General features: G+C 69.1%; 22 protein-coding genes. 7 read left to right on the forward strand and 15 right to left on the reverse strand.

Annotation, left to right across the window (positions count from 1 at the left end; translation table 11 throughout):
• Positions 1–3: 3 nt before the first annotated feature.
• Positions 4–1,287 carry a thioesterase domain-containing protein gene (locus JJ691_RS53295; protein WP_442912770.1) on the forward strand — a complete coding sequence of 428 codons (1,284 nt, stop codon included), beginning with the start codon at positions 4–6 and terminating at the stop codon, positions 1,285–1,287.
• Positions 1,288–1,445: 158 nt separating this feature from the next.
• Here JJ691_RS53295 and JJ691_RS09940 read toward each other — a convergent pair whose 3' ends face one another.
• The 8 genes from JJ691_RS09940 to JJ691_RS09970 form a co-directional block, all read right to left on the reverse strand.
• The gene (locus JJ691_RS09940) at positions 1,446–2,066 is read right to left on the reverse strand and encodes a dihydrofolate reductase family protein (RefSeq protein WP_211768485.1); all 621 of its coding nucleotides are present in this window, start codon (positions 2,064–2,066) and stop codon (positions 1,446–1,448) included.
• Complete coding sequence (locus tag JJ691_RS09945) at positions 2,066–2,572, reverse strand: SRPBCC family protein (protein WP_211768486.1); 507 nt, start codon at positions 2,570–2,572, stop codon at positions 2,066–2,068. The genes JJ691_RS09940 and JJ691_RS09945 overlap by 1 nt, the downstream gene beginning before the upstream one ends.
• A gap of 3 nt (positions 2,573–2,575) precedes the next feature.
• Positions 2,576–2,917 (reverse strand): ArsR/SmtB family transcription factor, encoded by a 342-nt coding sequence (locus tag JJ691_RS09950; RefSeq protein WP_211768487.1) that lies wholly within the window; start codon positions 2,915–2,917, stop codon positions 2,576–2,578.
• Between the two features lie 194 nt (positions 2,918–3,111).
• A complete protein-coding gene (locus tag JJ691_RS09955; RefSeq protein WP_211768488.1) occupies positions 3,112–4,197 on the reverse strand; it encodes an SGNH/GDSL hydrolase family protein in 1,086 nt (361 codons plus the stop codon).
• A gap of 400 nt (positions 4,198–4,597) precedes the next feature.
• A complete protein-coding gene (locus JJ691_RS09960) occupies positions 4,598–5,302 on the reverse strand; it encodes a hypothetical protein (protein WP_211768489.1) in 705 nt (234 codons plus the stop codon).
• A 10-nt stretch (positions 5,303–5,312) separates the two neighbouring features.
• A complete protein-coding gene (locus JJ691_RS52910) occupies positions 5,313–5,438 on the reverse strand; it encodes a hypothetical protein (RefSeq protein WP_256449379.1) in 126 nt (41 codons plus the stop codon).
• The gene (locus tag JJ691_RS09965; RefSeq protein ID WP_211768490.1) at positions 5,435–6,181 is read right to left on the reverse strand and encodes a peptidoglycan-binding protein; all 747 of its coding nucleotides are present in this window, start codon (positions 6,179–6,181) and stop codon (positions 5,435–5,437) included. The genes JJ691_RS52910 and JJ691_RS09965 overlap by 4 nt, the downstream gene beginning before the upstream one ends.
• A 203-nt stretch (positions 6,182–6,384) precedes the next feature.
• Positions 6,385–7,302, reverse strand: a complete 918-nt coding sequence (locus JJ691_RS09970; protein ID WP_211768491.1) for a hypothetical protein — start codon at positions 7,300–7,302, stop codon at positions 6,385–6,387.
• A gap of 210 nt (positions 7,303–7,512) precedes the next feature.
• Here JJ691_RS09970 and JJ691_RS09975 point away from each other — a divergent pair, with 210 nt between their 5' ends.
• Both JJ691_RS09975 and JJ691_RS09980 read left to right on the forward strand, forming a co-directional pair.
• Entirely contained in the window at positions 7,513–9,495 is a 1,983-nt protein-coding gene (locus JJ691_RS09975; RefSeq protein ID WP_249227803.1) for a cellulose binding domain-containing protein, read from the forward strand.
• A 14-nt stretch (positions 9,496–9,509) separates the two neighbouring features.
• Positions 9,510–11,612, forward strand: a complete 2,103-nt coding sequence (locus JJ691_RS09980) for a cellulose binding domain-containing protein (RefSeq protein WP_211768492.1) — start codon at positions 9,510–9,512, stop codon at positions 11,610–11,612.
• Positions 11,613–11,662: 50 nt separating this feature from the next.
• Here JJ691_RS09980 and JJ691_RS09985 read toward each other — a convergent pair whose 3' ends face one another.
• The 6 genes from JJ691_RS09985 to JJ691_RS10010 form a co-directional block, all read right to left on the reverse strand.
• Positions 11,663–12,817, reverse strand: a complete 1,155-nt coding sequence (locus tag JJ691_RS09985; protein ID WP_249227804.1) for an enolase C-terminal domain-like protein — start codon at positions 12,815–12,817, stop codon at positions 11,663–11,665.
• Between the two features lie 12 nt (positions 12,818–12,829).
• Entirely contained in the window at positions 12,830–14,122 is a 1,293-nt protein-coding gene (locus tag JJ691_RS09990; protein ID WP_249227805.1) for an ABC transporter substrate-binding protein, read from the reverse strand.
• On the reverse strand, positions 14,119–14,934 hold the full coding sequence (locus tag JJ691_RS09995; RefSeq protein WP_211768493.1) for a carbohydrate ABC transporter permease: 816 nt from the start codon (positions 14,932–14,934) through the stop codon (positions 14,119–14,121). Before JJ691_RS09995 ends, JJ691_RS09990 begins: the two co-directional genes overlap by 4 nt.
• Positions 14,935–14,936: 2 nt before the next feature.
• Positions 14,937–15,809 (reverse strand): carbohydrate ABC transporter permease, encoded by an 873-nt coding sequence (locus JJ691_RS10000; protein WP_249227806.1) that lies wholly within the window; start codon positions 15,807–15,809, stop codon positions 14,937–14,939.
• Between the two features lie 78 nt (positions 15,810–15,887).
• A complete protein-coding gene (locus tag JJ691_RS10005; protein WP_211768494.1) occupies positions 15,888–17,129 on the reverse strand; it encodes a pectate lyase family protein in 1,242 nt (413 codons plus the stop codon).
• Positions 17,130–17,150: 21 nt separating this feature from the next.
• Positions 17,151–18,119: a pectate lyase family protein gene (locus JJ691_RS10010; RefSeq protein WP_211768495.1), complete on the reverse strand. Its 969-nt coding sequence runs from the start codon at positions 18,117–18,119 to the stop codon at positions 17,151–17,153.
• Positions 18,120–18,332: 213 nt separating this feature from the next.
• On the opposite strand from JJ691_RS10010, the gene JJ691_RS10015 reads away from it, so the two are divergent.
• The 4 genes from JJ691_RS10015 (at position 18,333) to JJ691_RS10030 (ending at position 22,234) form a co-directional block, all read left to right on the forward strand.
• The gene (locus tag JJ691_RS10015; protein WP_211768496.1) at positions 18,333–19,274 is read left to right on the forward strand and encodes a LacI family DNA-binding transcriptional regulator; all 942 of its coding nucleotides are present in this window, start codon (positions 18,333–18,335) and stop codon (positions 19,272–19,274) included.
• A 41-nt stretch (positions 19,275–19,315) separates the two neighbouring features.
• On the forward strand, positions 19,316–20,038 hold the full coding sequence (locus JJ691_RS10020; RefSeq protein ID WP_211768497.1) for an IclR family transcriptional regulator: 723 nt from the start codon (positions 19,316–19,318) through the stop codon (positions 20,036–20,038).
• A gap of 86 nt (positions 20,039–20,124) precedes the next feature.
• Positions 20,125–21,159: an aromatic ring-hydroxylating dioxygenase subunit alpha gene (locus JJ691_RS10025; RefSeq protein ID WP_211768498.1), complete on the forward strand. Its 1,035-nt coding sequence runs from the start codon at positions 20,125–20,127 to the stop codon at positions 21,157–21,159.
• Positions 21,160–21,310: 151 nt separating this feature from the next.
• Positions 21,311–22,234 carry a PDR/VanB family oxidoreductase gene (locus JJ691_RS10030; RefSeq protein ID WP_211768499.1) on the forward strand — a complete coding sequence of 308 codons (924 nt, stop codon included), beginning with the start codon at positions 21,311–21,313 and terminating at the stop codon, positions 22,232–22,234.
• 54 nt (positions 22,235–22,288) lie between these two features.
• On the opposite strand, the gene JJ691_RS10035 is transcribed toward JJ691_RS10030, so the two are convergent.
• Complete coding sequence (locus JJ691_RS10035; RefSeq protein ID WP_211768500.1) at positions 22,289–23,470, reverse strand: cellulose-binding domain-containing protein; 1,182 nt, start codon at positions 23,468–23,470, stop codon at positions 22,289–22,291.
• Positions 23,471–23,493: the final 23 nt, after the last annotated feature.

Consider the following 23,493-nt stretch of genomic DNA (forward strand, 5'->3'; position numbering starts at 1 on the left):
GAGATGACGACAGACCTGGGCGAGCGGGACCGTGCGCGGATCACACGGGCGGGCCTGACGGCGTTGTCCGAGCGTGACGGGCTCGCGTTGTTCGACGCGGCGACGCGGCTGCCGCACGGCCACGTGGTGGCGGCGCCGCTGGACCTGGCGGCGTTGCGAGGGGCGGAGGTGCCGCCGTTGCTGCGCGGACTCGTCCGGCCGGCTCGGCGCAGCACCGCTCCGGCCGAGACGGACCTGCTCACGCTGGTGCGGTCGACCACGGCGGTGGTGCTCGGACACTCCACTGTGGACGAGATTGACCCGCAGACCTCCTTCGGTGCAAGCGGATTCGACTCGCTGACCGCCGTGGAGCTGCGCAACCGGCTGAGCAGGGCCACCGGGCTGCGGCTGCCGTCGACGCTGGTGTTCGACCACCCGACCCCGGCCGCCTTGGCCGAGCACCTGGCGGCGCTCCGCGAACCCGCTGCGGAGCAGCCGCGACCGGTCGAGACCGATCTGGTCGGACAGCTGTGCCGTACGGCGTTCGCCGACGGCGACACCGCACGGGCCTTGAACCTGCTGCGGGCAGTAGCCACGAACCGGCCGGTGATCACCGGACCAGACGGCGCGAGCACCTTCTCCCGGCTCGCCGTCGATGGTCCGGGCGTCCCGTTGGTGTGTGTCGCCCCGCTCACGCCCCTGACCGGCCCCGACGTCTACGCCCGGTTCGCGGCCCAGTTCCGTGGCTCGCACACGGTCGACGTTCTCGGCACGCCCGGTTTCGCCGACACGGAGCCGCTGGTCGCCAGCCGTGAGGCGTTGCTGGCCGGGCATGCCGAGAACCTGCTCGAACGGCACGGCTCCCCGATCGTGCTGGTCGGCCACTCGTCCGGCGGCCTGCTGGCGCAGGAGATCGCCCGCGTGCTGGCCGACCGGGGCCGGGCCCCGCATGCCTTGGTGCTGCTGGACACCTACCAGCCGGGGGCCGCACTGGGCGACACCTTCATGCCCAACCTGATGGCCGCCATGTACGAGCAGCCCGGCCTCCGCGCGGTGACCTCCGCCGGCCTGTCGGCGATGGTCCACTACGGCGACCACACCGCCGGCTGGGAGCCGGGCACACTCTCGGCCCCGGTGCTCGCGGTGCACGCCGCCAGCCGCCTCGCCGACGGCGTACGACCGGTGCGGGCGCCACACACGCCGCATTCCCGGACCGTGGAGACGGCGGGCGACCACTTCAGCATGCTGGCTGGGGAACACGTCGCCGAGACCGCGCGGCTGGTCCTGGAGTGGCTGGGGACGATCTAGGAGCCGTCGACGACCGGCCGGCCGGGCTTGAGCATGATCGTCGGCGGCTGCTCGCGCCCGCGACAACGCCATGAGGTCCCTCTCGGAGGGAGATCGCGGCCCGAACGGTCGCCCTTCCTGACGCTCAGAGCGTCGAGGCCTCGGCGGGGGAGAGACAGTTACCGCTCCCGGATGGCGTAGGTCAGGTGGGTCACCCGGTGTGTCGGCTCCGCGCGGACCGGCTCCAGGGCCACGCGGCCCGCGTCCACGCCCTCGAACAGGCGGATTCCGGAGCCGAACAGCACGGGGGAGAGCGCGATCGTGAACTCGTCGATCAGGCCGGCGTTCACGTACTCCAGGATCGTCGCGCCGCCGCCCGCGATGCGGACGTCCCGGTCGCCGGCGGCCTCGCGGGCCTGGTCGAGCGCGGACTCGATGCCGTCGTTGACGAAGTGGAACGTGGTCCCACCCGGCCGTTGCCAGGGATCACGCTTCTCGTGCGTCACGACGAAGACCGGCGTGTGGAACGGCGCCTCCTCCGGCCACGCCTGCTCGCCGGCGTCGAACATGCGCTTGCCCATCACGCTCGCGCCGGTGCGTTCGAACGTCTCCCGCACGATGTCGTTGTCGCGGCCTTCCTCGCCACCCTCGCCGAGCTTCAGGTTCTCCCGGAAGAACCGCAGCGGGAAGACCCACTGCTGCAACTCCATCCACTGCTGCCCCATCAACTCCGCCGTGGACCCGGGGGCGATGAACCCGTCCAGCGACATCGACACGCTGAAGAACACCGTGCCGGCCATCAGCTCTGCGCTCCCGTCCGGACGATCTCGGTGACGTAGGCGGCCAGGTTGTTCAGGGTCTGCTGGCCGCCCTCGATCGCGTGGTACTTCTCGACCGCCTGGTCGCGCAGTTGCTTGGTGGGGAACACCGTGCGCATCTCGATCCGGGTCGCCGCACCGTCGGGCGCGAACGTCAGGACCGCCTCGAAGGTGTTCGGGTCGTCGCGGGACTCACCGTGGCGCAGCGCGATCCGCTCCGGCGGGGCGATCTCGGTCCAAGAGATCCACTCCGGGTAGTCTGTCCCGTCCGGTCCGTGCATCACGAACTCCCACTCCCCGCCGACACGGAACTCGAACGCCAGCGTGGTCGTGGTGAACCCTTCTGGTCCCCACCACTGCGACAGGTGCCGCACCGCGGTGAACGCCTCGAACACCAGCTCTGGTGGGGCGTCGATGACCCGGGAGATCACGATCTCGCGGTCGGCGGTCGCGGACCGCGCCGGCGCTCCTGGTCCCGTCGTGCTCATCAGCTAGTTCTCCTGTCTTGCCTGCTTGAGCTCCTGCACGTACGCGTCGAGCCGGTCGAAGCTGTCGTTCCAGAACCGCTCGAACCCGCCGGTCCACTCGTGGACCGGTCGCAGCCCGCGGGCGTCCAGGCCGTACAGGCGCTGCTTGCCGGCCTTGCGGTCCCGCACCAGCCCGACCTCCCGGAGCACCCGCAGGTGTTTGGACGCTCCCGGCTGGGTCATCCCGAGCTCCTGCGCCAACTCGGTCACCGGTCGCTCGCCGGCCCGCAGCAGCATCAGGATCTGCCGGCGCTGCGGCTCGGCGATCGCGTTGAAGACGTCCGACGTCGTCGCTGCCCGTGCCATGCCCGCCATCATATGCCCATATCGGTATGCGTCAAGTCGAGATGCATCAGGCGGGCCTTGTCGGATGACGATCGTGACGGCTGATGTGGGGCGGTCGGCCACCGCATTGCCGCGGTGGCCGACCGTGATGTTCGACGAGCAATGGTCAGCGGTAGGCGAACTCGCCGCACGTGGCCGCCGTGTCAGTGGCAGTGTCAGTTCAGCGCTGCGCGGATAGTGGTCTCGACCCGGGCGGCGGTCTTGGCGTGGCCGGCGGCATTGGGATGCACAATCGTGGCGCGGGTGCCGCCGGAGCACTCCAACGTCAGAGGCCCGAGTTCCAGTTCCGTCGGCCAGTACTCCCTGGCGTGGCCGCAGATTCCCTCCACCCACTTCACACTGGAGGGCTGGCACACGTCGTGTCCCTTGCTGGACGTGGCAGTGTCGACGTAGGTGTCACCGGCCAGTTCCGTGACGGCGCGAATGATCGCGTTCAGGTGCGTGATCACCTCGTTGAGCCAGGCGATGTCCCCGTGGGTGACCGAGACCAGCCCGAAGCCCTTGATCTGGGCAGCGAGTTCAGTCGTGTCCCTGCGATCACAGGTGGTGGGGTCGTCGGGAAAGATCGTCGGGTAGCCGACCGTGATCACCTTGGCGTGGGGCGCCGTCTGGTGCACGGCACGCAGCATGGCCGCGTACTGCCGGGTGATCCTGTCGTACTTGTCGTAGATCGATTCGGGGTCGAGGAACGGGCCGCCCGCCTCATAGGCGTCGCGGCACGGGGTTGCCTCGTCGGGCTGGCCGATGCCCGCGAACAGACAGGCGGGCACGATCTTCCCGACGGGCAGGCTGTTCCCGCCGACCCCGATCGTGATGACGTCGGTCTGGGCGCCGATGCCTGCGCGGTTCACCTGTGGGGCCACACTGGGCCAGCCGTCGCCGGGTGGCTGAACCGGGCTGATCGGAATCTGCCGGTCCGCCGCGATCTCGGTGATGGTGGCGTTGCCGCAACTGACGTTGGTCAGGTTCACCGGTCGCCCCGCCGGCGGGTCGGCCTCGAACGCCCTGTTGACGACGTCAGGGTAGGAATTGGTGGTGCGGTCGCAGCCGTCGCGGTCCGAACTTCCCAGGGGTGGTTGCGGGTCGCCGACGAAGACGCCGGCGGTGTAGGAATCTCCCAGGGCGGTCCACTCGACAGGTTGTTGTCGTGGTTGAGCCGAAGCCGGCGCGGGAAGAACGGTCGCTAACGCGAAAATGGTGACAACCCCCAGCGCGGTACCCCGGAGACGGGTCCGTGTCACTGTTCCTCCTTGGTCAGGTCGCACACAGCGGCGGGTGTCACGCGCACCCCGAGTACCGGTGCGTGCGGGGCGGAACTCATTGCATGTCAACGAAAATCGATGTGCGACTACCAAACGTACTGATCTCGCACCGAGGGTGAAAGAGTCTGTCCAGGTCCGCCGACGGTCCACTACTCGGTGACGGACACCGAGATATTCCTTGCGGTCGGTAACGTCATCGCTCGGTCGCGTGTCACCCGTGCGTGCCGCGCACCGCCAATGGAGTGTGGTGAACCATGTCAGCACATTGACGACGACCCGTTTGGACGTGTTGGCCGAAGTCGGGTGCGTCGATCACGAGTCCGCCTCTGATGTGGAGCCCGACGCGGCGTCGGTGTGGGCCGCGAACAATCCTGCCAGCTCATTGGCGGCGGCCGGTTCTGATGGCGCGGCGCCTTCGTCCGATCGCTACAGCGAGGAGAGCTGCTGCGAGACATGCCAGAGCTGCGGCGGCGATGGTGACCAGTGGAAACGCCGACGACGGGTGTGGGCCGCAGGTCGGGACGTCGTGTGCGGGCGCCGTGTAGGGCCATTGGGGTGTCCAGCCCAATGTCCTGCCTGGCTGGGTCGGGTCGGCGACCAGGTACCAGCCGTAACGCGGTATTCCGTTGGTGTCGTACACGTTGTCGGCGTTGACCGAGCAGAGCACCGAGATTCCGCTCTCCGGCGTGAACGGGGCGGACAGTTCAGGTGTTTGTGCCCGCCAGCACGGTGTCTGTCGGAGGAATCCGTTGCCGGCCATGCCTTCTTTGGCTCGGACCTGTTGCGGTTCCACCGGCGTCTCGGGCCCGGGCCAGGTCAGCGTCTGGCATTGCTCGGGGTCGACGTATTTACCGGTGCCCAGGCCGTCGGGCGCCTGGTGGGGGAAGAGGTACGGGACGAGCGCGATGATCGCGGCGATGATCGTGACGACCGCGGGCAGCATCAAAGCCGGGTCTCGATACCACCGGCGAATCGTGCCGTGGTGGTGGATGTTCACGCCACCATGGATGTTGCCGGCCAGCACCGCCGGTCCGTCGACGGCTCCCACCTCGTTGCGTACGTGATCGTCGTCCTCGTCCGGCACGTGGCTCCTGTCACTCATGGCGCGACCCCGCATTGGGGCTCAGCGCGGAGCGATCCTCGAACTCCCGCAGCACTTCCGCCAGATAGGAGACTCCCGGGGCCGGCGAGTCCGGCAGCGGCCGCCACCGCCTGGTCATGTGCGCAGCAGGGCCCAGGTCTGCGGGCCCACTTTCCCGTCGGCCGCTGCGTTGGCAGCGCTCTGGAGGTGTTTGACGGCCTGCTCGGTGTGTTCCCCGAACAGGCCGTCGATCCGACCGGGATCCATGCCGTGGTGCTTGAGCAGGCACTGCACCTCGACGACGTCCTGGCCCCCGGAGTTGAGCACGACCAAGTGGGTCGAGGTCGTGCTGTGCCCGGCGTACCACATGCTGTCGCGGCTCGTGTAGTCGCAGGAATATCCGGCCGGCGCCACTGCCACCCGCGCTGCGGGCGGCGACGGCGGGCTACCGGTGGTCTGCCACACCACAACCCCGACCACGGCCGCTGTCGCGGCAGCGGTGCCGGCGACCGCGACGATCCGTGCCCACCGATGCTGCCGCCATACGCCTGTCAGTCGCCGCGGCAGCACCACCGTCGCGGGCTCGAGTTCCTGGGGCGGCAGAGGTTCGGCCTCCGCGTGCTCGGCCAACTCCCACAACGCCAGCAGTCGCGCCAGATCGTCCCCGGACAACCCGGCCACCTCGCCGAATCTCGCTATGACGGATCCGGGCGGCACCACCTGCCCGTTGAGGCATCGCGCCCACGAGGACCTGCTGTAAGCAGTCTTCCGCGCCAGCGCCACCGTGCTGATGTCGGCCTGGTCCTTCAGCTCCCGCAGTCGGTCCACCAGGTGCCGTACCTGCGGCGCGACACCAGCAGGAAGCGGTTGCCATCGAGTCATCTGACCCACCCGTCAAGTTGACTCCGTAAACTATCCCGCTTCCTCCGACCTTGGATCTACCTCAATTGAGGGGGAGAGGGGAAGCGGATTCAGCCAGCCGGCTCCCGGATCGGTGGTGCGGTCCAGCCCCGCATCGCCCGACCCTCAACGAAGAAGATCCACGTTGCCGCAAATTTTATGGTGGGCAAGGAAGGAACGTTCGCTCACGACGTCGTGTACGTGACCGCGGTGTAGGCCGGGCCGCAGCCGTTGGCGCAGGACGAGGGCAGCGAGAACTGATAGGTCCGGCCGTCGGCCAAGGGCGCGTCCGACGCGTCGACGACTCGGATCTCGTACTGCGTGCCCTGCGACGGCGACGTGGTGGTGGGCGCGATCTGGTAGTCCTGGCCCATGTCGGAGTCCATGGTGGCGGCGTGCCATGCGCCGTTGGAGTAGTACTGCACGCCGTGGATCCCGTTCGGCAGATGGGAAATCGCGATCACTGGCCAGTAGGGTTGCGCTGACTGGATGAAACCGACGCGGATGTCGCCGGCGTAGCTCGGCGCCGGCACGAACTGCCAGCTGATGTGACGGTTGTTCCAGTGGTTCGGATACAGGTCGCCGACCGGCTGGCCGCCCTTGGCGAACAGGTTGAGTGAGTTCTGCGCGAGGTCCAGGTGGTTCGGATCGTCCCGGCACCACGCGTTGGAGTCGGCGCAGCTGTCCGCCACGAGCATGGTGAGCGTCGCGCCGTCGTACTTGTCGGACACCCACGACCCGTTGCGGCAGAAGGGTTGTCCCGGCGCGCCATCGTTGGTGCCGGTGCAGTAGTCGCCGATCGTCACTTGGACGTAACGGCCGCAGTTGTGGCCGTTGTCGAACGAGCCGATGATGTTCGACATCGACGCCGGGATCGGACGCTGGTGCCAGCCGTAGTCGCCCGGTGTGTTGAACACGTTGAGCGCCAAGAAGTTCTGACTGTCCAGCTCGGACTGCGGCAGCCCACAGCCGCCATAGGGCGAGCCGAGGCCGGCGAAGTACGTGGCGTTGCCGGTCACGGACGCGGCCGAGGCCGGGCCGGCCAGCAGCCCCGCCGCGAGCGCGGCGATCGAGGTCAGTCGGGACACGACACCCTTGTGCATGCGCTGATTCTGCGAGCGCCGGCGGCCACGCTGTCAAGTTTGGGGGCGGTCGGCGTGAAAGTTTCCGCCGTGACGCCGGGCGACGGTTTCGCTGGTTGACGGTGTTGTCGCGGCGGTGCTTTCCTCGGCCCCGCACAGCGGATCCGGTCTTCGGTGGGGATGGTGATCTTGTTGGCAACGCGACGATTCCGTCTAATCGCGGCGGCAGCGGTGCTCGGCGCGGGCCTGCTCGCCGCCGCGCCGGCCGCGGCCGACCCGTCGGCAACAGTGACGGTCAATGCCCGCGCAGGGCTGGCGACCGTGTCGGACACCGCCGTCGGCGTGAACCACGCGGTGTGGGACAGCCAACTGGGCACGGACCCGGTGGCCGACCTGTACGCCAAGGCCGGCGTCGGGATGATGCGCTATCCGGGCGGTTCCTACGGCGACATCTACCACTGGCGGGACAACACCGCCCCCGGCGGCTACGTCGCACCGAACACCGACTTCGACACGTTCATGGGCGGCGTGCACCGTGCCGGCGCCCAGCCGATCATCATCGCCGACTACGGCAGCGGCACACCGCAGGAAGCCGCTGACTGGGTGCGGTACGCCAACGTCACCAAGGGATACGGGGCGAAGTACTGGGAGATCGGCAACGAGCTGTACGGCAACGGCCACTACGGCTCCGACTGGGAGACCGACCAGCACGCCGACAAGAGTCCCACCGCCTACGCCAACGGAGTGGTGGCGTACTCGGAGGCGATGAAGGCCGTCGACCCGACGATCAAGATCGGGGCGGTGCTCACCACCCCGGCGAACTGGCCGGACGGCCTGGTCGGCAGCGGCGACTCGGCGACGTGGAACCAGACCGTGCTGTCGATCGCCGCGTCGCACATCGACTTCGTCGTCCTGCACTGGTACCCGTCCGGCCCGACCGCGGCCGACGAACTGAGCCGCCCTGACCAGGTCGACGACATGATCTACCTGGTACGGCAGGAGATCGGCCGGTACGCCGGCGGCCGGGACATCGGCATCGCGCTGACCGAGACCAACACCGCCGTCGGCATGGACACCCAGCCCGGCGCGCTGTTCGCCGCCGAGACCTATGCCAGCCTGCTGGCCAACGGCGTGTTCACGGTCGACTGGTGGGACACCCACAACGGGCCCACGACAGTGTCCACAGTGGCTGGTCAGACCGACTACGGCGACTCCGGGCTGCTGTCCAGCGCAACCTGTGTCAACGGCGCGTGCGAGCCGGCGTTGAACACGCCCTTCGCGCCCTACTACGGGCTGTCCATGATCGGCTCCTTCGCCCGTCCCGGCGACCAGTTCGTGACCGCCGGCAGCGATCAGCCGTCGGTCAACGCGTACGCCGTCCGCCGCGCCAACGGCGACCTTGCGCTCCTGCTGGTGAACAAGGACCCGGACAACGCCCGGACCGTCGCCATCGACTACGCCGGGTACACGCCGTCGAACGCCGCGCCGACAGTTTCGACGTTCACCAACGGCGCGAGCGCCATCACCACGACCTCCGCCGGCACGGCGACCAACCAGACGTTGCCGCCGTACTCGTTGACCATTGTGCTGCTGCATCCGGCCGCGCCAACCACCGGACAGCCCGCTGCCCCGGCGCAGCCTTCCGCCGGCGCGGTGACCGACCGCACCGCGACGATCTCCTGGCCGGCGTCCGGCACCGGCCTGAAGTACGAGGTCTACCGCCAGGTCGGCGCCATCAGCGAGGAGTTGGGGGAGACGACCGGCACTTCCCTGGCCGTCGGCAATCTCAATCCGGGTACCCGGTACACGGTGAACGTGTTGGCCCGTAACGGTGCCGGCGCGGTGTCCTGGTCGTCGCCGCCGCTCACCTTCACGACGACCGCGCCCGCCCAGAGCACGTGCTCGGTGCGGTACGCCGACACGAACGACTGGGCCAGCGGGTTCGTCGGCAGTGTCGACATCACCAACACCGGCACGGCCACGCTCGACGGCTGGACGCTGGCCTTCACCTGGCCGACCCCGTTCCAACAGGTCAGCAGCGGCTGGAACGGCACGTGGACCCAGAACGGGACCAACGTCGTCGTCACTGGCGCCGGGTCGCTGGCGCCGAACGCCGCTGTGAACGCCGGGTTCGTCGCCAGCTACTCCGGGCCGAACGTGCCGCCCATCGCGTTCACGCTCAACGGAACCGTGTGCACCACGGCGAGCGACTGAAAGGGGTGTGGCGAATGCACAGCAGCACCAAGTGGATCCGCGGTGTCGCCGGGCTGGTCGTGATGGTCGTCGCTGCCGCCGGCCTCGCGGGTCCGACCGCCGCCGGGACGACGGCCAGCACCACGGTTTCCGTCAACGCGACCGGCGGACTCGGGGCGATACCGTCGAATGCGATCGGCCTGAACACCGCCGTCTACGACGGACACATGAACGACCCGGCGATCCGCGGACTCGTCAAGGCCGCCGGCATCACGGCGCTGCGCTATCCCGGCGGTTCCTACGCGGACATCTACAACTGGCAGACCAACGTGGCCCAGGGCGGATACGACGCGCCCAACACGAGTTTCGCCGACTTCATGAAGACCGCGCAGGCCACGGGAACGAACCCGATCATCACGGTCAACTACGGCACCGGCACGGATGCGCTGGCGCAGGCGTGGGTGCGTGAGGCCGACGTCACCAACAACTACGGGATCACCTACTGGGAAGTGGGCAACGAGGTCTACGGCAACGGGACCTACGGCGCCAACTGGGAGGCGGACAGCCATTGCACCGACGCCTCGGGCAAACCGGTGACCATCGGCAGCGAGCCCGCGCAGACCTACAACTGCGGGCCGTCCACGTACGCGAACACCGTGCTGAAGTACATCACGGCGATGAAGGCGGCGAGCCCGAACATCCATGTGTGCGCGGTGCTGACCACGCCCGGATTCTGGCCGGACGGTGTCACCAACACGACCACGAGTCCGCAGCCCTGGAACCAGACCGTGTTGTCCACGCTCGGCGCGAAGACCGACTGTGTGATCATGCACTACTATCCGGGCGGCTCCAGCACGGCCGGGATGCTGACCGACCCCGACGACATCCCCGGCGTCATGTCCACCGTGCGTTCGCAGATCAGGCAGTACGCCGGGGTGGACCCGGCCGGCGTGAAGATCGTCGTCACCGAGACCAACTCCACGATCGACCTCGACACCCAGCCGGCAGCCCTGTTCGGCGCGGACATGTACATGAGCTGGCTGGAGCACGGCGTCACCAATGTGGACTGGTGGAACGAGCACAACGGCCCCGGCACTCCGAGCGTGGTCAACGGCGCGCAGGACTACGGCGACCAGGGCATCTTCTCCAGTGGCGGCAATGGAAGCGGTGTGACCGAGCCGGCGGTGAACACCCCGTTCTCGCCCTACTACGCGATCCAGATGCTGTCGAAGCTGGGCTCGCCGGGTGATCAGATGGTCACGTCCTCGTCGGCGAACGCGTTGGTGCGCACGCACGCGGTGCGCCGGGCGAACGGCAGCCTGGACGTGCTGATAGACAACGAGGATCCGAGCACCACTTACTCGGTCGGCCTGAACTACAACAACTTCACGCCCTCGGGATCACCAACTGTGTTCACGCTGGCCAACAACGGCACGTCGATCACCAGCACCACCCAGCCGTCAGCGACGTCGGTCACCGTCGCGCCGTACTCGCTGACTGTGGTGCAGGTGCCGGGCAGCGGCGGGACCGGCACCACAGCGCCGGGTGCTCCCGGCCAGCCGACGGTGTCGAACCTGACCTCTGGCAGCGCCGTGCTGAGCTGGCCGGCGGCGACCGCGGGAAGCTACCCGATCGCGCGCTACGACGTGTACTCGGGCACCTCGCTGGCCACCACGACCACCGGCACGTCGGTCAACTTGACCGGCCTGACGATCGGCACGAGCTACACCTACAACGTCGTCGCTGTCGACACTCACGGCAACGCCTCGCTGCCGTCTCCGCCGGTGACCTTCACGGTGCCACCACCGGCCAACAGCAGTTGCGCCGTGCACTACGAGGTCACCAGCAGCTGGAACGGCGGGTTCGGCGGCAGCATCACCGTCACCAACCGAGCCACCACCGCGGTGAACGGGTGGAACCTCACGTTCGCCTGGCCGGACCCGGGCGAGGCGGTGCAGTCCGGTTGGAACGGAACCTGGAGCCAGACCGGCCAACAGGTGACCGTGGCCAACGCCGACTGGAACCGCACCATCGCCGCCGGTACGTCGGTGTCGCTCGGTTTCAACGGGACGGATACCGGGGCGGCCCCGGCGCCGACCGTGTTCTCCCTCAACGGCACCGTGTGCTCCTCGGTGTAGAGCCGAGTGGCCGGTGCTCCCGGAGCACCGGCCACCACCGAGCGTCTCGATCACCAGGTGTCGATGGTGTGCTCGGCGATGTGTGCGATGTTCCAGTCGTCGCCGAGCCCTGGTGCCGTCGGCATGGCGACCGTGCCGTCGACGTCCAGGGTGTCGATGATCGTGTTCCGGTGCGGCGGCGCCTGGTCGAAGTCCACATGGGGATGCAGGAGGCCCCGTTCGTACCAGCGGGGGTTGTCGCTGGCGCCGAGGACCGCGAGATTGCCGGAACCGTTGCCGTGGATCTCGCAGTCGATGTTGAAGGCCTCGGCCAGGTGCACTGCCTTGAGCGTGGCGCCGATGCCGCCGCAGTCGTCGACACCGGCCCGGAGGATGTCGCATGCGCCGGCCCTGATCCACTCGGCGCGGACGAGATGCTTGCCGCCGGCGGTTTCCGGTCCGATCACCGGTACCGCCAGTTGCTGTGCGAGCCACCGGTACGAGCTGAGCGACGCCTCGTCCATCGGCTCCTCGTACCAGGAGAAGTCCAGCCGCTCCAGGGCCCGCCCGAGCTCGAGTGCCTCGGTGCGGCGATACCAGTGGTTGGCGTCCAGCATCAGCGCGATGTCCGGACCGACGGCCTCGCGGACCGCGGCGCACGTCCTGATGTCCAGCCGGACGTCCGGGGCGAACGGCACGGGCGGCATCCAGGTGTGCAGCTTGATCCCTCGGTAGCCGCGCTTGACCAGTCGCTCGGCGAACGCCGCGTAATCCTCCGGGCAGCTCAGCCCGCCGGGTGTCTCGTCGCCGCACATCGTGCTCGCGTAGGCCGGAACGCGGTCGCGGGCGCCGCCGAGCAGCTTCCACACCGGGAGTCCGGCCCGGCGTCCGAGCAGGTCCCACAACGCCTGGTCCACGTAGCCGAGCGCACGGTCGGTCAGGCCGCCGTGCGCGCCGCGCTGGCGCCGGGACAGCGCCTGCCAGATGCGCTCGCGCTGCCACGGGTCACGGCCGATCAGCACCGGCCTGATGTGCTCGGACAGCACCGGTTCCCGCAGGTGATCCGGCTGCACCTGACAGTATCCGGTGCGGCCGTCCTGGTCGGTGATCTCCAACAGCGCGGCCCGCACCTCGTGCTCAGGCGCCGGATGGCGGTGCCCCGCGTCGTCGACGGCGGTGTGCGCCGTTGTGGTGAAGACTCGGACGACCACTGCTTCGATCAGCATCGGCGAAGGTTCCTATCCGTTGTGCGAACGCCGGTCGCGCTCGGCCGCGGTGAGCTCGTCGGCGAGTTTGCGCAGGAAGTCGGCGGCGGACATGGTGCCGAGCAGCACCTTCTGGTACAGGGGTTCGCTGTCGGCCTTGGTGATGGCGGAGAACTGCGGCAGGGCGAAGGGCGCGGACGCCATGACGGTGTCCTTGGCGCGCAGCACACCGAGCGCCATCTCGACCGGCTGGTCGGCGCGCAGCCAGCTGTCGCCGTACACGTCGGTGTTGGCCGGGATCTGCCCGACCTGCTGGTTCCAGTAGCTGTTGCTGTCGCGGGACAGCAGGAACTGGACGAACCGCCAGGCCGCGTCCTTGTGCTCGCTGGCCTTGAACACGCCGAAGCCGTCGGTGGGATTGGGCACCACGGTGCGCTTGCCGGACGGGCCCACGGGCAGCGGGATCGCGCCGACCTTGTCCGGACCCAGCGCCTTCAGCAGGTCGCCGGACGAGCCGAGGTTGTGGTGCATCATCGCCACCGAGCCGCCGATGAACTCGGCGACCATCTGGGTGTAGCCGTTGTTGACGTCCGCGGTCGGCGTCGCCTTGCCGTACAGCGCGGCGACCTTGCCCACGAGGTCGACATTGCCGGGGTCGGCGGTGGTGCTCGTGCCGTTCGCGGTGAAGAAGCTCGGCACGCCGGAGTAGGCGTACGCCTCGCTGAGCAGTTGGAACACCGAGCCACCGCCACCACGGATGGTGTATCCGTACCGGTTCGTGGCCTTGTCGGTCAACGCGGCCGCGTCGGTCAGCAGATCGTCCCATGTGGACGGTGGTTGGAGCCCGGCCCGGGCGAACCAGTCCTTGCGGTACCAGATGACGTCCAGGTTCGCCGAGGACGGCAGCTCGTACAGCTTGTGGTCACTGCTGGCCTTGCGGACGTCGTCGACCAGATCGGGCAGCAGCTTGTCGTGCAGGGGACTGGCGGACAGCCGGTCGTCCAGCGGTTCCAGCGCGTCCTGGCCGACCAGGTCGGCCAGGTACGAGGTGGTGATGCCGCCGACGTCGGGTGTGGCGCCGCCGGCGATCGCGGTGTCGTACTTCTGCTGCACCGAGGAACTGGGGATGCCGACGTACTCGACGTGGACATCGGGGTTGGCCCGCTCGAACTCGGCGATCAGGTGCTGGAGGACCGGCGTGCGGGCCGGCCCGCCGTTGTTGTCCCAGAACGTGATCGTCTCGGCGCCGCCACCACCGTCGTCGCCGCACGCGGCCATCGCCAGCGCGCACGCCAGGACCAGTGCGATCGTCTTGACTCCGCTCATCCCTTCACCGCTCCCGCCGTCAGTCCCTGCATCAGGAATCGCTGGATCACCGCGAACACCGCCACCACGGGCACCGCCGCGACCACACCGCCGGCGGCGAGCGCGCCGAAGTCCACGTTGAACTCGCCGAGCGTGTAGCTCAGCCCGACCGGCAGCGTGAACCTGTCCTGGCGGCCGGAGAACATGAGTGCGAACAGGAAGTTGTTCCAGGCGCCGATGAACGCGAACGAGCCGACCGCCACCAGCGCCGGCCGCAGCTGCGGCAGCACCACCGCGAGGAACGCGCGCAGCCGGCCGCACCCGTCCACCATCGCGGCCTCCTCCAGGTCGACGGGCACACCCCGGACGAAGCCGCTCATCAGGATCAGCGCCAGCGGCAGCTGGAACGCGCTGTCCGCGATCACCAGCCCCGGCAGGCTGTTGAGCAGGTGTGCCGCCTTGAACACCAGGAACAGCGGGATGAGCACCATCGCGCCGGGCACGAACTGGGAGCACAGCAGGGCCAGCAGGAACGCCCGCCTGCCCCGGAAGGCGAACCGTGCCAGCGCGTAGCCGCCCATCAGCGCGAACACGCTGACCACGACCAGGGTGCCGACCGCGACGATCAGGCTGTTGCGGAAGAACACGGCGAAGCCGAGATCCGTCCACACGGTGCGGAAGTGGTCCAGCGTGATCGGCCACGGCACCAGCGCGGTCGACCCGGTCGGCCGGAACGCGAACACCAGCATCCAGTAGAACGGCACCAGCGTGACCACCAGATAGGCGCCGAGCGGCAGGAACAGCCGGACGGCCCGGCCCTGCTTGTCGTGCATCCTCACCTCCGGTCGAACTTGGACAGCCGCAGGTACAGCACGGAGAAGAACAGCAGCACGACGAAGCCCGCGGTGGTCAGCGCCGAGCCGTAGCCGAAGTCGTGCGAGTCGACCGCCTTGCGCGCCACGTACAGCGGCAGCGTCGTGGTCTGGTCCGCCGGGCCGCCGCCGGTGAGCGTGTAGAGCAGGTCGACGTTGTTGAACTCCCACACCGCCCGCAGCAGGGTCGACAGCACGATGGCGTCACGCAGGTGCGGCAGGGTCACCATGCGGAACCGCTGCCACCGGGTCGCGCCGTCCACCGCGGCCGCCTCGTACAATTCACCGGGAATGCCCTGTAGGTCGGCGAGCAGCAGGATGGCGAAGAAGGGCACCCCGCGCCACAGCTCCGCGACCACCGTGGCAGGGAAGACGGTGGACGGGTCGCCGAGCACGGAGGTGCCCTGGTCGCCGAGGCCCCAGGACGCCAACTGCTGGAAGACGCCGGTGGACGGGTTGTAGATCAGGATCCAGATGCCGGTGGTCAGCACGCCGGACACCGCCCACGGCGAGAACACCAGGGCGCGGGCCAGGCCACGGCCGACGAACGTCTCGTTCACGATCAGCGCGAGCGTCAGGCCGAACAGCAGTTGCAGCCCGACCTCGACGACCACCCACTGCGCGCTGAACCCCAGGCTCTGCCAGAACAGCGGGTCGTGCAGCAGCATCTGCCGGAAGTTGTCCAGGCCGGCGAAGCCGTTGGCCCAACTGCGGGTGGCGTTGTAGTGCTGGAGGCTGTAGTACGCGACGCTGCCGACGGGGTAGGCCAGGAACACGGCCATCAGCAGCACCGTCGGCGCTATCAGCAGGTACGGCGTCCATCTGGCTCTGCTCACGCCGCGGGTGTCCTTCCGGGTAAGGGTGCCGGTGCGCCGGTGGGGGCGCACCGGCACCTCTGGCGGGACGGCGGTCCGTCAGCCGAGATGGCCCGCGCCGGCGCTGCCGGGCAACTGCGCGGGCAGCGCCGAGGCCGGTTGGAGTCCGATGTAGAGCGTCGGCGTCCAGTTGACCGTCGTGGCCAGCGGTGTGGCGGGATTCGCCGCGTTGAACGCTGCCACGACGTCGACGTCCTTGCCGTTGACCACGCTGCCGGTGGCGTGGATGCCGGTGCCACCCCAGTTGTGCAGAGCGTCGGCCGCGGTCACGCCACTGAACTGGAAGTTGTTGTTCTGGGCGTAGATCTGCGACTGCTTGCCGACGCCGAGGCTGTAGTCGAAGCCGGCGCCGGACCGGTAGAGGTTGTCGTACACGTGCACCTCGCCGAAGCGGACCCGGGGCGCGCGTTCCTGCACCCCGTCGAACACGTTGTGGTGCACGGTGATCCGCAGGTGCCCGGCGTCGGACGTCTTGCTGTCCGAGTTGCCGACCAGCATGGTCTTGTCGTGCTGGGTGAACACGTTCTGCTCGACCGTGACCAGGTCGGTCGCGTCGGTCAGGTCCAGCTGCCCGTCGTGCTGCTGGAACGGCCGCCCGAAGTACGTCGGCTCCTGGCTGTCCGGGTACGGCGCGTCGGTGAACGTGTTGTGGTCGACCCACACGTGCGTCGCACCCTGCAGGGAGACGTTGTCGAACAACGAGTTCCAGTTGCCCGTGCTGCCGTCGGTGGGATCCCACTGGGGGAAGCAGTCGAAGGCGTTGGCGAGGGTGAGGTTGCGGATGATCACGTTGTCGCTCTTGACGACCAGGTTGGCGCCGAGCAGCCGGGCGGTCGTGCCGACGCCGACGATCGTCGTGTTCGCGCCGACCCTGATCTGCACGCGGGCCGCCTGCCTGGACTCCGACGCCGCACGGGCGCTTTCCAGCGGACCGGACGGCACCTTGCCCCGGCCCCAGGTCGCCGGGTCGTACGCCTTGAGGTAGCCGGCCAGTGTGTAGCCTCCCGTGGCGTAGTCCTGGCAGGACAGCGGCCGGCCCGACGAGTCGGTGTTGGCGTCGATGACGCCCTGGACGTAGACGATCTTCGGCGTGTCACCGGACACCGCGGCGGCCAGCTGGTCGCGGGTGGTGACCGTGGTGACGTGACCGGTGGCGGCGGCGGAACCGCCCGTCGTGCCGTTGGCCCAGCCGTCCTTGCCGGGAAGAGGCTGGTGGCCGGGGTCGGTGGCGTGTGGGGAGAGCAGGGCAGCGGCCGTGAGCGCGGCCATGAACAGCTTCATTGCTGTTGCCTTCCGGGGAGATCAGCCGACGACGCCGGTGCCGGCGCCCGCGGTGACCGAGCTGACCACCGACGAGGTCGGCGTGAGAGTGAAGCTGTACGGCGGCGTGGTGAAGCTGCCGGTGCGGGTGATGTCGGTGGCCCCGCCGCCCAGGTCGTTGCCGGAGAGGTTGGCGTAGCCGTCGACCTTGCTGTCGCCCGTGGTGGTGACGGCGGTCTTCGTGTCGCGGAAGACGTTGTTCTGCACCAGGGTCTGCGCGTTCATCCGCGAGTGCACCGCGCTGTCGGAGACGTTCTGGAAGTAGTTGTCGTAGACGTGCGCCGTGCCGAACCGCACGCTGGGCAGCCGGGAGTTGACGTTGCTGAACCAGTTGTGCGCGTACGTCACGTGCAGGTGCCCGGTGTCCTCGGCGGCGTTGCTGTCCGAGTGGCCGACCAGGGAGACCTTGTAGTGGTCGTGGAAGTGGTTCCAGGACAGCGTGATGTAGTCGGCGGCATGGGTGATGTCCACCAGGCCGTCGTAGTAGTCCTTGCCGTGGGACAGGTCCGAGGACAGGTCGTCGTGGTCCACCCAGACGTGGTTGGCGCCGCGGATGATGGTGATGGCGTCGGTGCCGACCGCCTTGCTGATCCGCAGGTCCTGCAGGATCACGTTGTGCACGCCGTCCAGTTCGAGCCCGCCGCCGGTGAAACCGGAGGCCGCGCCGACGCCGACGACGGTGGTGTTGGAGCCGACCTTGACCTGGCCGGACAGGCTGATGGTGCCGGACACCCGCACGGTTTTGGCGGCGTCTCCCTTGACCGCCGCGGTGAAGGTGGACAGCGAGCTGACGGTGGTCGTGGTGCCGCCGGCGCCGCCGGTCGTGCCCGCGCCATAGCCCTCCAGTGTGGACGTGGCGGCCTGTGCGGTGCCTGCGAGCAGGTTCACGGCGAAGGCGGCGCACGCGGGCAGCAGGGCGAGCGCGACCTTTCGCCGAAGCGTTGCGGACATGGAAACCCTCTTTTCCAGCAGGATGGGATGAGCAGTTTCTGCGAATGTGAATCGCATCCGGATGTGTGAACAAGTGTTGTGGGCGTGTTCGTCGAATGTCAACTTTCGATGTCATTCGATGAAATGCGTCGAATTGTGTTCGACGTGTCCGCCGATCGGCTCGTCAATTGTGAACCGCTTGTCGCCGTGGTCGGTGGTCTGTAACGTGGGTTGGTGGTCACGATCGCCGACGTCGCCCGCCATGCCGGGGTGGCGCCGAGCACGGTGTCGTATGTGCTGACCGGCAAGCGCGCGATATCGGAGGAAACCGCCGACCGGGTCTGGGGGAGCATTCGGTCGCTCGGCTACCGGCCGCGCGGCGGAATGCCGTCGTCCGCCGCGGTCGGCGCCATCGGCGTTCTGCTGCCGCTGCGTGGGGGCGTCAATGTGGCCGTCGCGATGCGATTCGTCCGCGCGGTCGTGGACACCTCGCGCCGGCGCGACCGGGACGTCCTGGTGATCACCGCCGACGAGGGTGCGGACGGCGTGCTGCGCGCCGCCGAATCGGTGGCCGGCCTGGTGGTGATGGACGTCGAGATGGACGACCCGCGAGTCCCGGCGCTGCGGTCGTCTCCGACACCGTCGGTGCTGATCGGCGTGCCGACGGATCCGAGCGGCCTGAGCTGCGTCGACCTGGGCTTCTCGGCCGCGTACGCGATGTGCGTCGACCACCTGGCCGACCGTGGACACCTGGACATCGCGTTGCTGGGCGCGCCGCGTGCGGTCTACGAGCGGCGCACCGGCTACGCCGAGCGAGGCGTCGCCGGTTTCAGTGCGGCGGCCCTGCGCCGGGGAGTGAATTTCGTGGTGCGGGCCTGCGAGTCCGACGGCCTGGCGGCGAAGCGGCTGCTGGCCGAGCACAGCGAGATCACCGGGATTGTCGTGCACAACGAAGCCGCGCTGCCGGCCGTGGTGGCCGGCGCGCGCTCGTCGGTCGACGTGGTCGCGGTGTGCCCGGACGAAGTGGCGCGGCGGACCGAGCCCAAGGTGTCCTCGGTGCACGTGCCGGCCGAGGACCTGGGCAGGCGCGCCGTCGAACTCCTGGCGGCGCGGATCGACGGCGCCGCGCCGTTCGGGGTGGAGCTGTCTCGCCCGGTGCTGACCGGACGGAGCTGAGCGCGTTGACGCGGGGGCATCCCACAGGCCCCACCGGGCCGGTGATCGGCCGTGCGCTCCAGCTTCTCGACGCGTTCGACCCGCAGCACCGCGAGCTGTCGCTGAGCGAGCTCGCACGGCGGGCGCACATGCCGTTGTCGACGGCGCACCGGCTGATGCACGAGCTCTGCGCGTGGGGCGCTGTCGAGCGCGGTGACGACGGGTTGTACCGCATCGGGTTGCGGTTGTGGGAGCTCGGCTCGCTCGCGCCGCGCGGTCCGGGCCTGCGTGAGGTCGCTCTGCCGTACCTGGAGGACCTGTCCCGAAGCACCGGGGAGAACTCGCAGCTCGCCGTCAGGGTGGGCATGGAGCTCGTCTTCGTGGAGCGGCTCGCCGGCTCGGGTGCGGTGCCGGTGCTCACCCGCGTGGGCGGCCGGTTCGCCCTGACCGCAACCGGCGTCGGCCTGGTCCTGCTCGCGCACGCGCCGGTCGAGGTGCAGGAAGAGGTGCTCGGCGGCCCGTTCGAACGGTACACGAGCAAAACCGTCACCGATCCGACGCAGCTGCGCCGGATGCTGGCCGACGTCCGGTCGAAGGGCTTCTCGGTCAGCGACCGCCAGGTCACGATGGACGCCCTGTCGGTCGGCGCGCCGATCCGCGACGCGCGCGACGAGGTCGTCGCGGCGGTGTCGCTGGTCGTGCACCACGGCAGCGCCACGCCCCGCGCGCTGGCGTGGCTCGTGCGCACCAGCGCGCAGGCCATCTCGCGCGCCCTGCCCGGCTGAAGGCTTCCATTTTCCGGAAAGCCCACTACGGAACGAGCGGTGGTCTCGGTCAGCCTGTGACTCCCCCTGTCGGAGAGGAGCTGGTGATGACGAGAATCCCGCGCGACCAGTGGTACGTCGCCGCCTACGGCGCCGAGATCGGGCACGACCTGTTCAGCCGCACCATCTGCGGGGAACCGATCCTGTTCTGGCGCACCCGCGACGGAGCGGTGACCGCTATGCCGGACCGGTGCGTGCACCGGCGTTTCCCCCTGTCACAGGCCCCTTCCCGGCTCGTCGACGACCAGGTGGTGTGCGGCTACCACGGTTTCACCTACGACGCGAGCGGCAAGTGCGTCGCCGTGCCGGGGCAGAGCCGCATCCCGCGCACCGCGCGGCTGCTGCCCTACCCGGTCGTGGAGCAGGACTCGTTCGTGTGGGTCTTCATCGGCGATCGGGTCAAGGCGGACGCGTCGCGGATCCCCCGCGCGCCGTGGCTCGTCTCGCCGGACCACACGACCGTCGCCGGCATGGAACCGTTGCGGGCCAGGTACTCCCTGCTGGTCGACAACCTGCTGGACCTGTCCCACGAGACGTACCTGCACGGCGGGCACATCGGCACGCCGGAGGTCGCCGCCACCCCGATCACGACCACGGTCGACGAGGACGCCGGCGTGGTCTACGTCTCGCGGCACATCGACGACGCGGAATGTCCGCCGTTCTACGCGAAGTCGACCGGCCTGCGGGGCCGGATCGCGCGCTGGCAGGACATCGAGTACACGCCGCCGTGCCTCTACCAGTTGCACAGCCGCATCGCGCCGGTCGGATCCGTGCCAGGCCCGGACGGCGCCGACCCGGACGCGTTCCACGTCGAGGTGGTATACGCCATCACGCCGGAGACCGAACACTCCACGCACGACTTCTGGTGCGTGGCCAGGGATTTCGCGCTCGGCGACGAGGAGGTCTCGACGTTCCTGGCCGAGAGCAACCGCACGGTCGTGCTGCAGGACGTCGAGGCGCTGAACGTGCTCGAGCAGGTCATCGCGACCGAGCCGGCGGGCTACCAGGAACTGTCGATCAATATCGACACCGGCGGGCTCGCCGCGCGGCGGCTGCTCCAGCGACTGCTCACGACGTCATGACCGCGCCTTCGGGCGACCGCGTGGTCCGGGTGCACTGGGTGCCGGGCACTGATCGTCTCCGCGCGGTGTGCCACTGCTCGGCTGAGCGCGAATTCGACGATCCTGTCGAGATGTGGGAGTGGCTCCTCGATCATTCCGCGAGGCACGTGTCGTGAGACTCCTGCTCGACAGCAAGGAACCGATCGCCGACGGTGTGGTGCTCCTGACGCTGCGGCATCCCGACGGCCACCCGTTGCCGGCCTGGACGCCGGGCGCCCATGTCGATCTGGTCCTGGGTGATCTGGTCCGCCAGTACTCCCTGTGCGGCGACCCGCGCGACACCTCGATCATGCGGGTCGCTGTGCTGCGCGAGCCGTCGGGGCGGGGCGGCTCGCGGCACGTGCACGACGTTCTCGCCGCCGGCCACCGGGTCGAAGTTCAAGGCCCACGCAACCACTTCCCGCTCGTCGAGGCGAAGCGCTACCTGTTCGTCGCGGGCGGCATCGGCATCACGCCGATCCTGCCGATGGTCGCGGAGGTCGCGGCGGCGGGCCGGGACTGGCGGCTGCTCTACGGCGGCCGAACCCGGTCGTCCATGGCGTTCCGGGAGGAACTGGCACGGCGCCATCCCGGCAACGTCGAGATCCGGCCGCAGGACGAACACGGCCTGCTCGACCTGCCGGCGTTTCTCGCCGAGCCCGACGGCGACACCGCCGTCTACTGCTGCGGGCCCGACCCCCTGCTCGCCGCGGTCGAACAGCACCGCGGCGCCGGCGCGCTGCACCTCGAACGGTTCGCGCCGAGGACCGGGGCGCTCGACGGGCCGCGCCAGGAGTTCGACGTCGAGCTGGCGCGGACCGGTGCCGTCCTGCGGGTGCCGGCCGACCGGTCGATCCTCGATGTCGTCGAACGATCGGGCGTGTCAGTGCTGTCGTCGTGCCGGGAAGGAACGTGCGGCACGTGCGAGACGACGGTGCTGTCCGGCACGCCGGACCACCGCGACTCGGTGCTGACCGACGAGGAGCGGGCCGTGAACGACACGATGATGATCTGCGTGTCCCGCTCCTGCTCACCGCGCCTCGTGCTCGACGTCTAGGTGAAGCTTTCATGCAGCGGACGAGTAGATCGTCGAACTCCGCTGCTGTCCCGGTCAGCCGCAGCCGATCCGGCTGGTGCCGAGGGCCACGTCGTCGAACCAGAGTCCGTCGGACCCGCCGCCGCCATAGCTTTCCCAGCCCAGCTTCAGGTCGGTCAGCCTCGGCCGCCAGGTGCGCCCCAGCCACTGGTCGTCGATGTTCGGGGTGGGCACGCCGTCCTCGGTCAGACCGGGCACCGCGGACCCGTTCACCCAGGTGTGGATCTGGCCGTCGGTCCCGCTGACGGAGAACTCCACGCACGTCCAGGCGTTGACGGGCAGCGGCACACTCTGCGCGACGCCGGCGGGGCTCTGGTCGGGCAGCGTGGCGTCGTCGGACTGGCGGTTCCACATCAGGGCGCCGTTCTGACCGCCGAGCCGGAGGTCGGTGTTCCCGGCCGCGCCGTCGTTCATCGCCAGGAACGTCACGTGACCGGTGGGCAGCGCCGTGGTGTGCCTGATCCAGAACCGCACGTACCAGGTCGGGCTCGCGGCCGGCGGGTCTGCCGTGTCGTCGACGAACACGTGGTTGCAGTACCCGTCAACGCCGTTGACCTGCAGGGAATGCGTGCCGGCGTGGGCGGTCGCGGTGGCGATCGCCGCCGTGCCGGCGCCGGAGCAGTTGGGGGTCACCGTGCTCCACCGGCCCGATGGCGCCGGGCCGGTCTGGTCCTCGAAACCGTCACAGCGGATCGCGGTGGGGGAGGAGCAACCGGAGCCGACCGGCGTGGTCGTGGTGGTGGTCGTGGACGTCGGCGGGGTGCCGCCGTCGCAGCGCTGCCCGTTGACCGCGAAGTCGACCGGCGTGTCGTTGGCGCCGGAATTCGTTGCCTGGAAACCGAAACTCACGGAGCCTCCGGTGGGCACCGCGCCGTCGTAGGACTCGTTGGTCGCGGTGACCGCAGTTCCGGACTGGGTCACCTGCGCCGACCAGGCCGACGTCACGTGCTGGTCGCCGCCGAACGTCCAGGTCACCGTCCAGGCGGCGATGGCCGGGCCGTTGTTGGTCACCGTGATCGTGGAGGTGAATCCGCCGGCCCACTGGTTGACCTGGTCCGCGACCTGGCACGACGGCGTCGATGTGTCGCTGGTTGCCTGGGCGTTCGGCACGACGATCGCCGCGAGCACGAGACCGCCCAGCGCGGCGAGGACCGCGGCCAGACGCCGAGCGGATGCCCTGCGGCGTAACGCGTCCATGTCACTCCTCTGTCAGTGGTGCC

The organism is Kutzneria sp. CA-103260, assembly GCF_018263855.1.
Classification (GTDB): domain Bacteria; phylum Actinomycetota; class Actinomycetes; order Mycobacteriales; family Pseudonocardiaceae; genus Kutzneria.

Bases quoted from the DNA above. Each gene is read 5' to 3' on its own strand.
- JJ691_RS10025 (WP_211768498.1), top strand. From the start codon at position 20,125: ATGACGAGAATCCCGCGCGACCAGTGGTACGTCGCCGCCTACGGCGCC.
- JJ691_RS09950 (WP_211768487.1), bottom strand. From the start codon at position 2,917: ATGGCACGGGCAGCGACGACGTCGGACGTCTTCAACGCGATCGCCGAG.
- JJ691_RS53295 (WP_442912770.1), top strand. From the start codon at position 4: ATGACGACAGACCTGGGCGAGCGGGACCGTGCGCGGATCACACGGGCG.
- JJ691_RS09945 (WP_211768486.1), bottom strand. From the start codon at position 2,572: ATGAGCACGACGGGACCAGGAGCGCCGGCGCGGTCCGCGACCGCCGAC.
- JJ691_RS09940 (WP_211768485.1), bottom strand. From the start codon at position 2,066: ATGGCCGGCACGGTGTTCTTCAGCGTGTCGATGTCGCTGGACGGGTTC.
- JJ691_RS10010 (WP_211768495.1), bottom strand. From the start codon at position 18,119: ATGTCCGCAACGCTTCGGCGAAAGGTCGCGCTCGCCCTGCTGCCCGCG.
- JJ691_RS09985 (WP_249227804.1), bottom strand. From the start codon at position 12,817: ATGCTGATCGAAGCAGTGGTCGTCCGAGTCTTCACCACAACGGCGCAC.
- JJ691_RS09970 (WP_211768491.1), bottom strand. From the start codon at position 7,302: ATGCACAAGGGTGTCGTGTCCCGACTGACCTCGATCGCCGCGCTCGCG.
- JJ691_RS09990 (WP_249227805.1), bottom strand. From the start codon at position 14,122: ATGAGCGGAGTCAAGACGATCGCACTGGTCCTGGCGTGCGCGCTGGCG.
- JJ691_RS09995 (WP_211768493.1), bottom strand. From the start codon at position 14,934: ATGCACGACAAGCAGGGCCGGGCCGTCCGGCTGTTCCTGCCGCTCGGC.
- JJ691_RS52910 (WP_256449379.1), bottom strand. From the start codon at position 5,438: ATGACCAGGCGGTGGCGGCCGCTGCCGGACTCGCCGGCCCCGGGAGTC.
- JJ691_RS10035 (WP_211768500.1), bottom strand. From the start codon at position 23,470: ATGGACGCGTTACGCCGCAGGGCATCCGCTCGGCGTCTGGCCGCGGTC.
- JJ691_RS09980 (WP_211768492.1), top strand. From the start codon at position 9,510: ATGCACAGCAGCACCAAGTGGATCCGCGGTGTCGCCGGGCTGGTCGTG.
- JJ691_RS09965 (WP_211768490.1), bottom strand. From the start codon at position 6,181: ATGACTCGATGGCAACCGCTTCCTGCTGGTGTCGCGCCGCAGGTACGG.
- JJ691_RS10005 (WP_211768494.1), bottom strand. From the start codon at position 17,129: ATGAAGCTGTTCATGGCCGCGCTCACGGCCGCTGCCCTGCTCTCCCCA.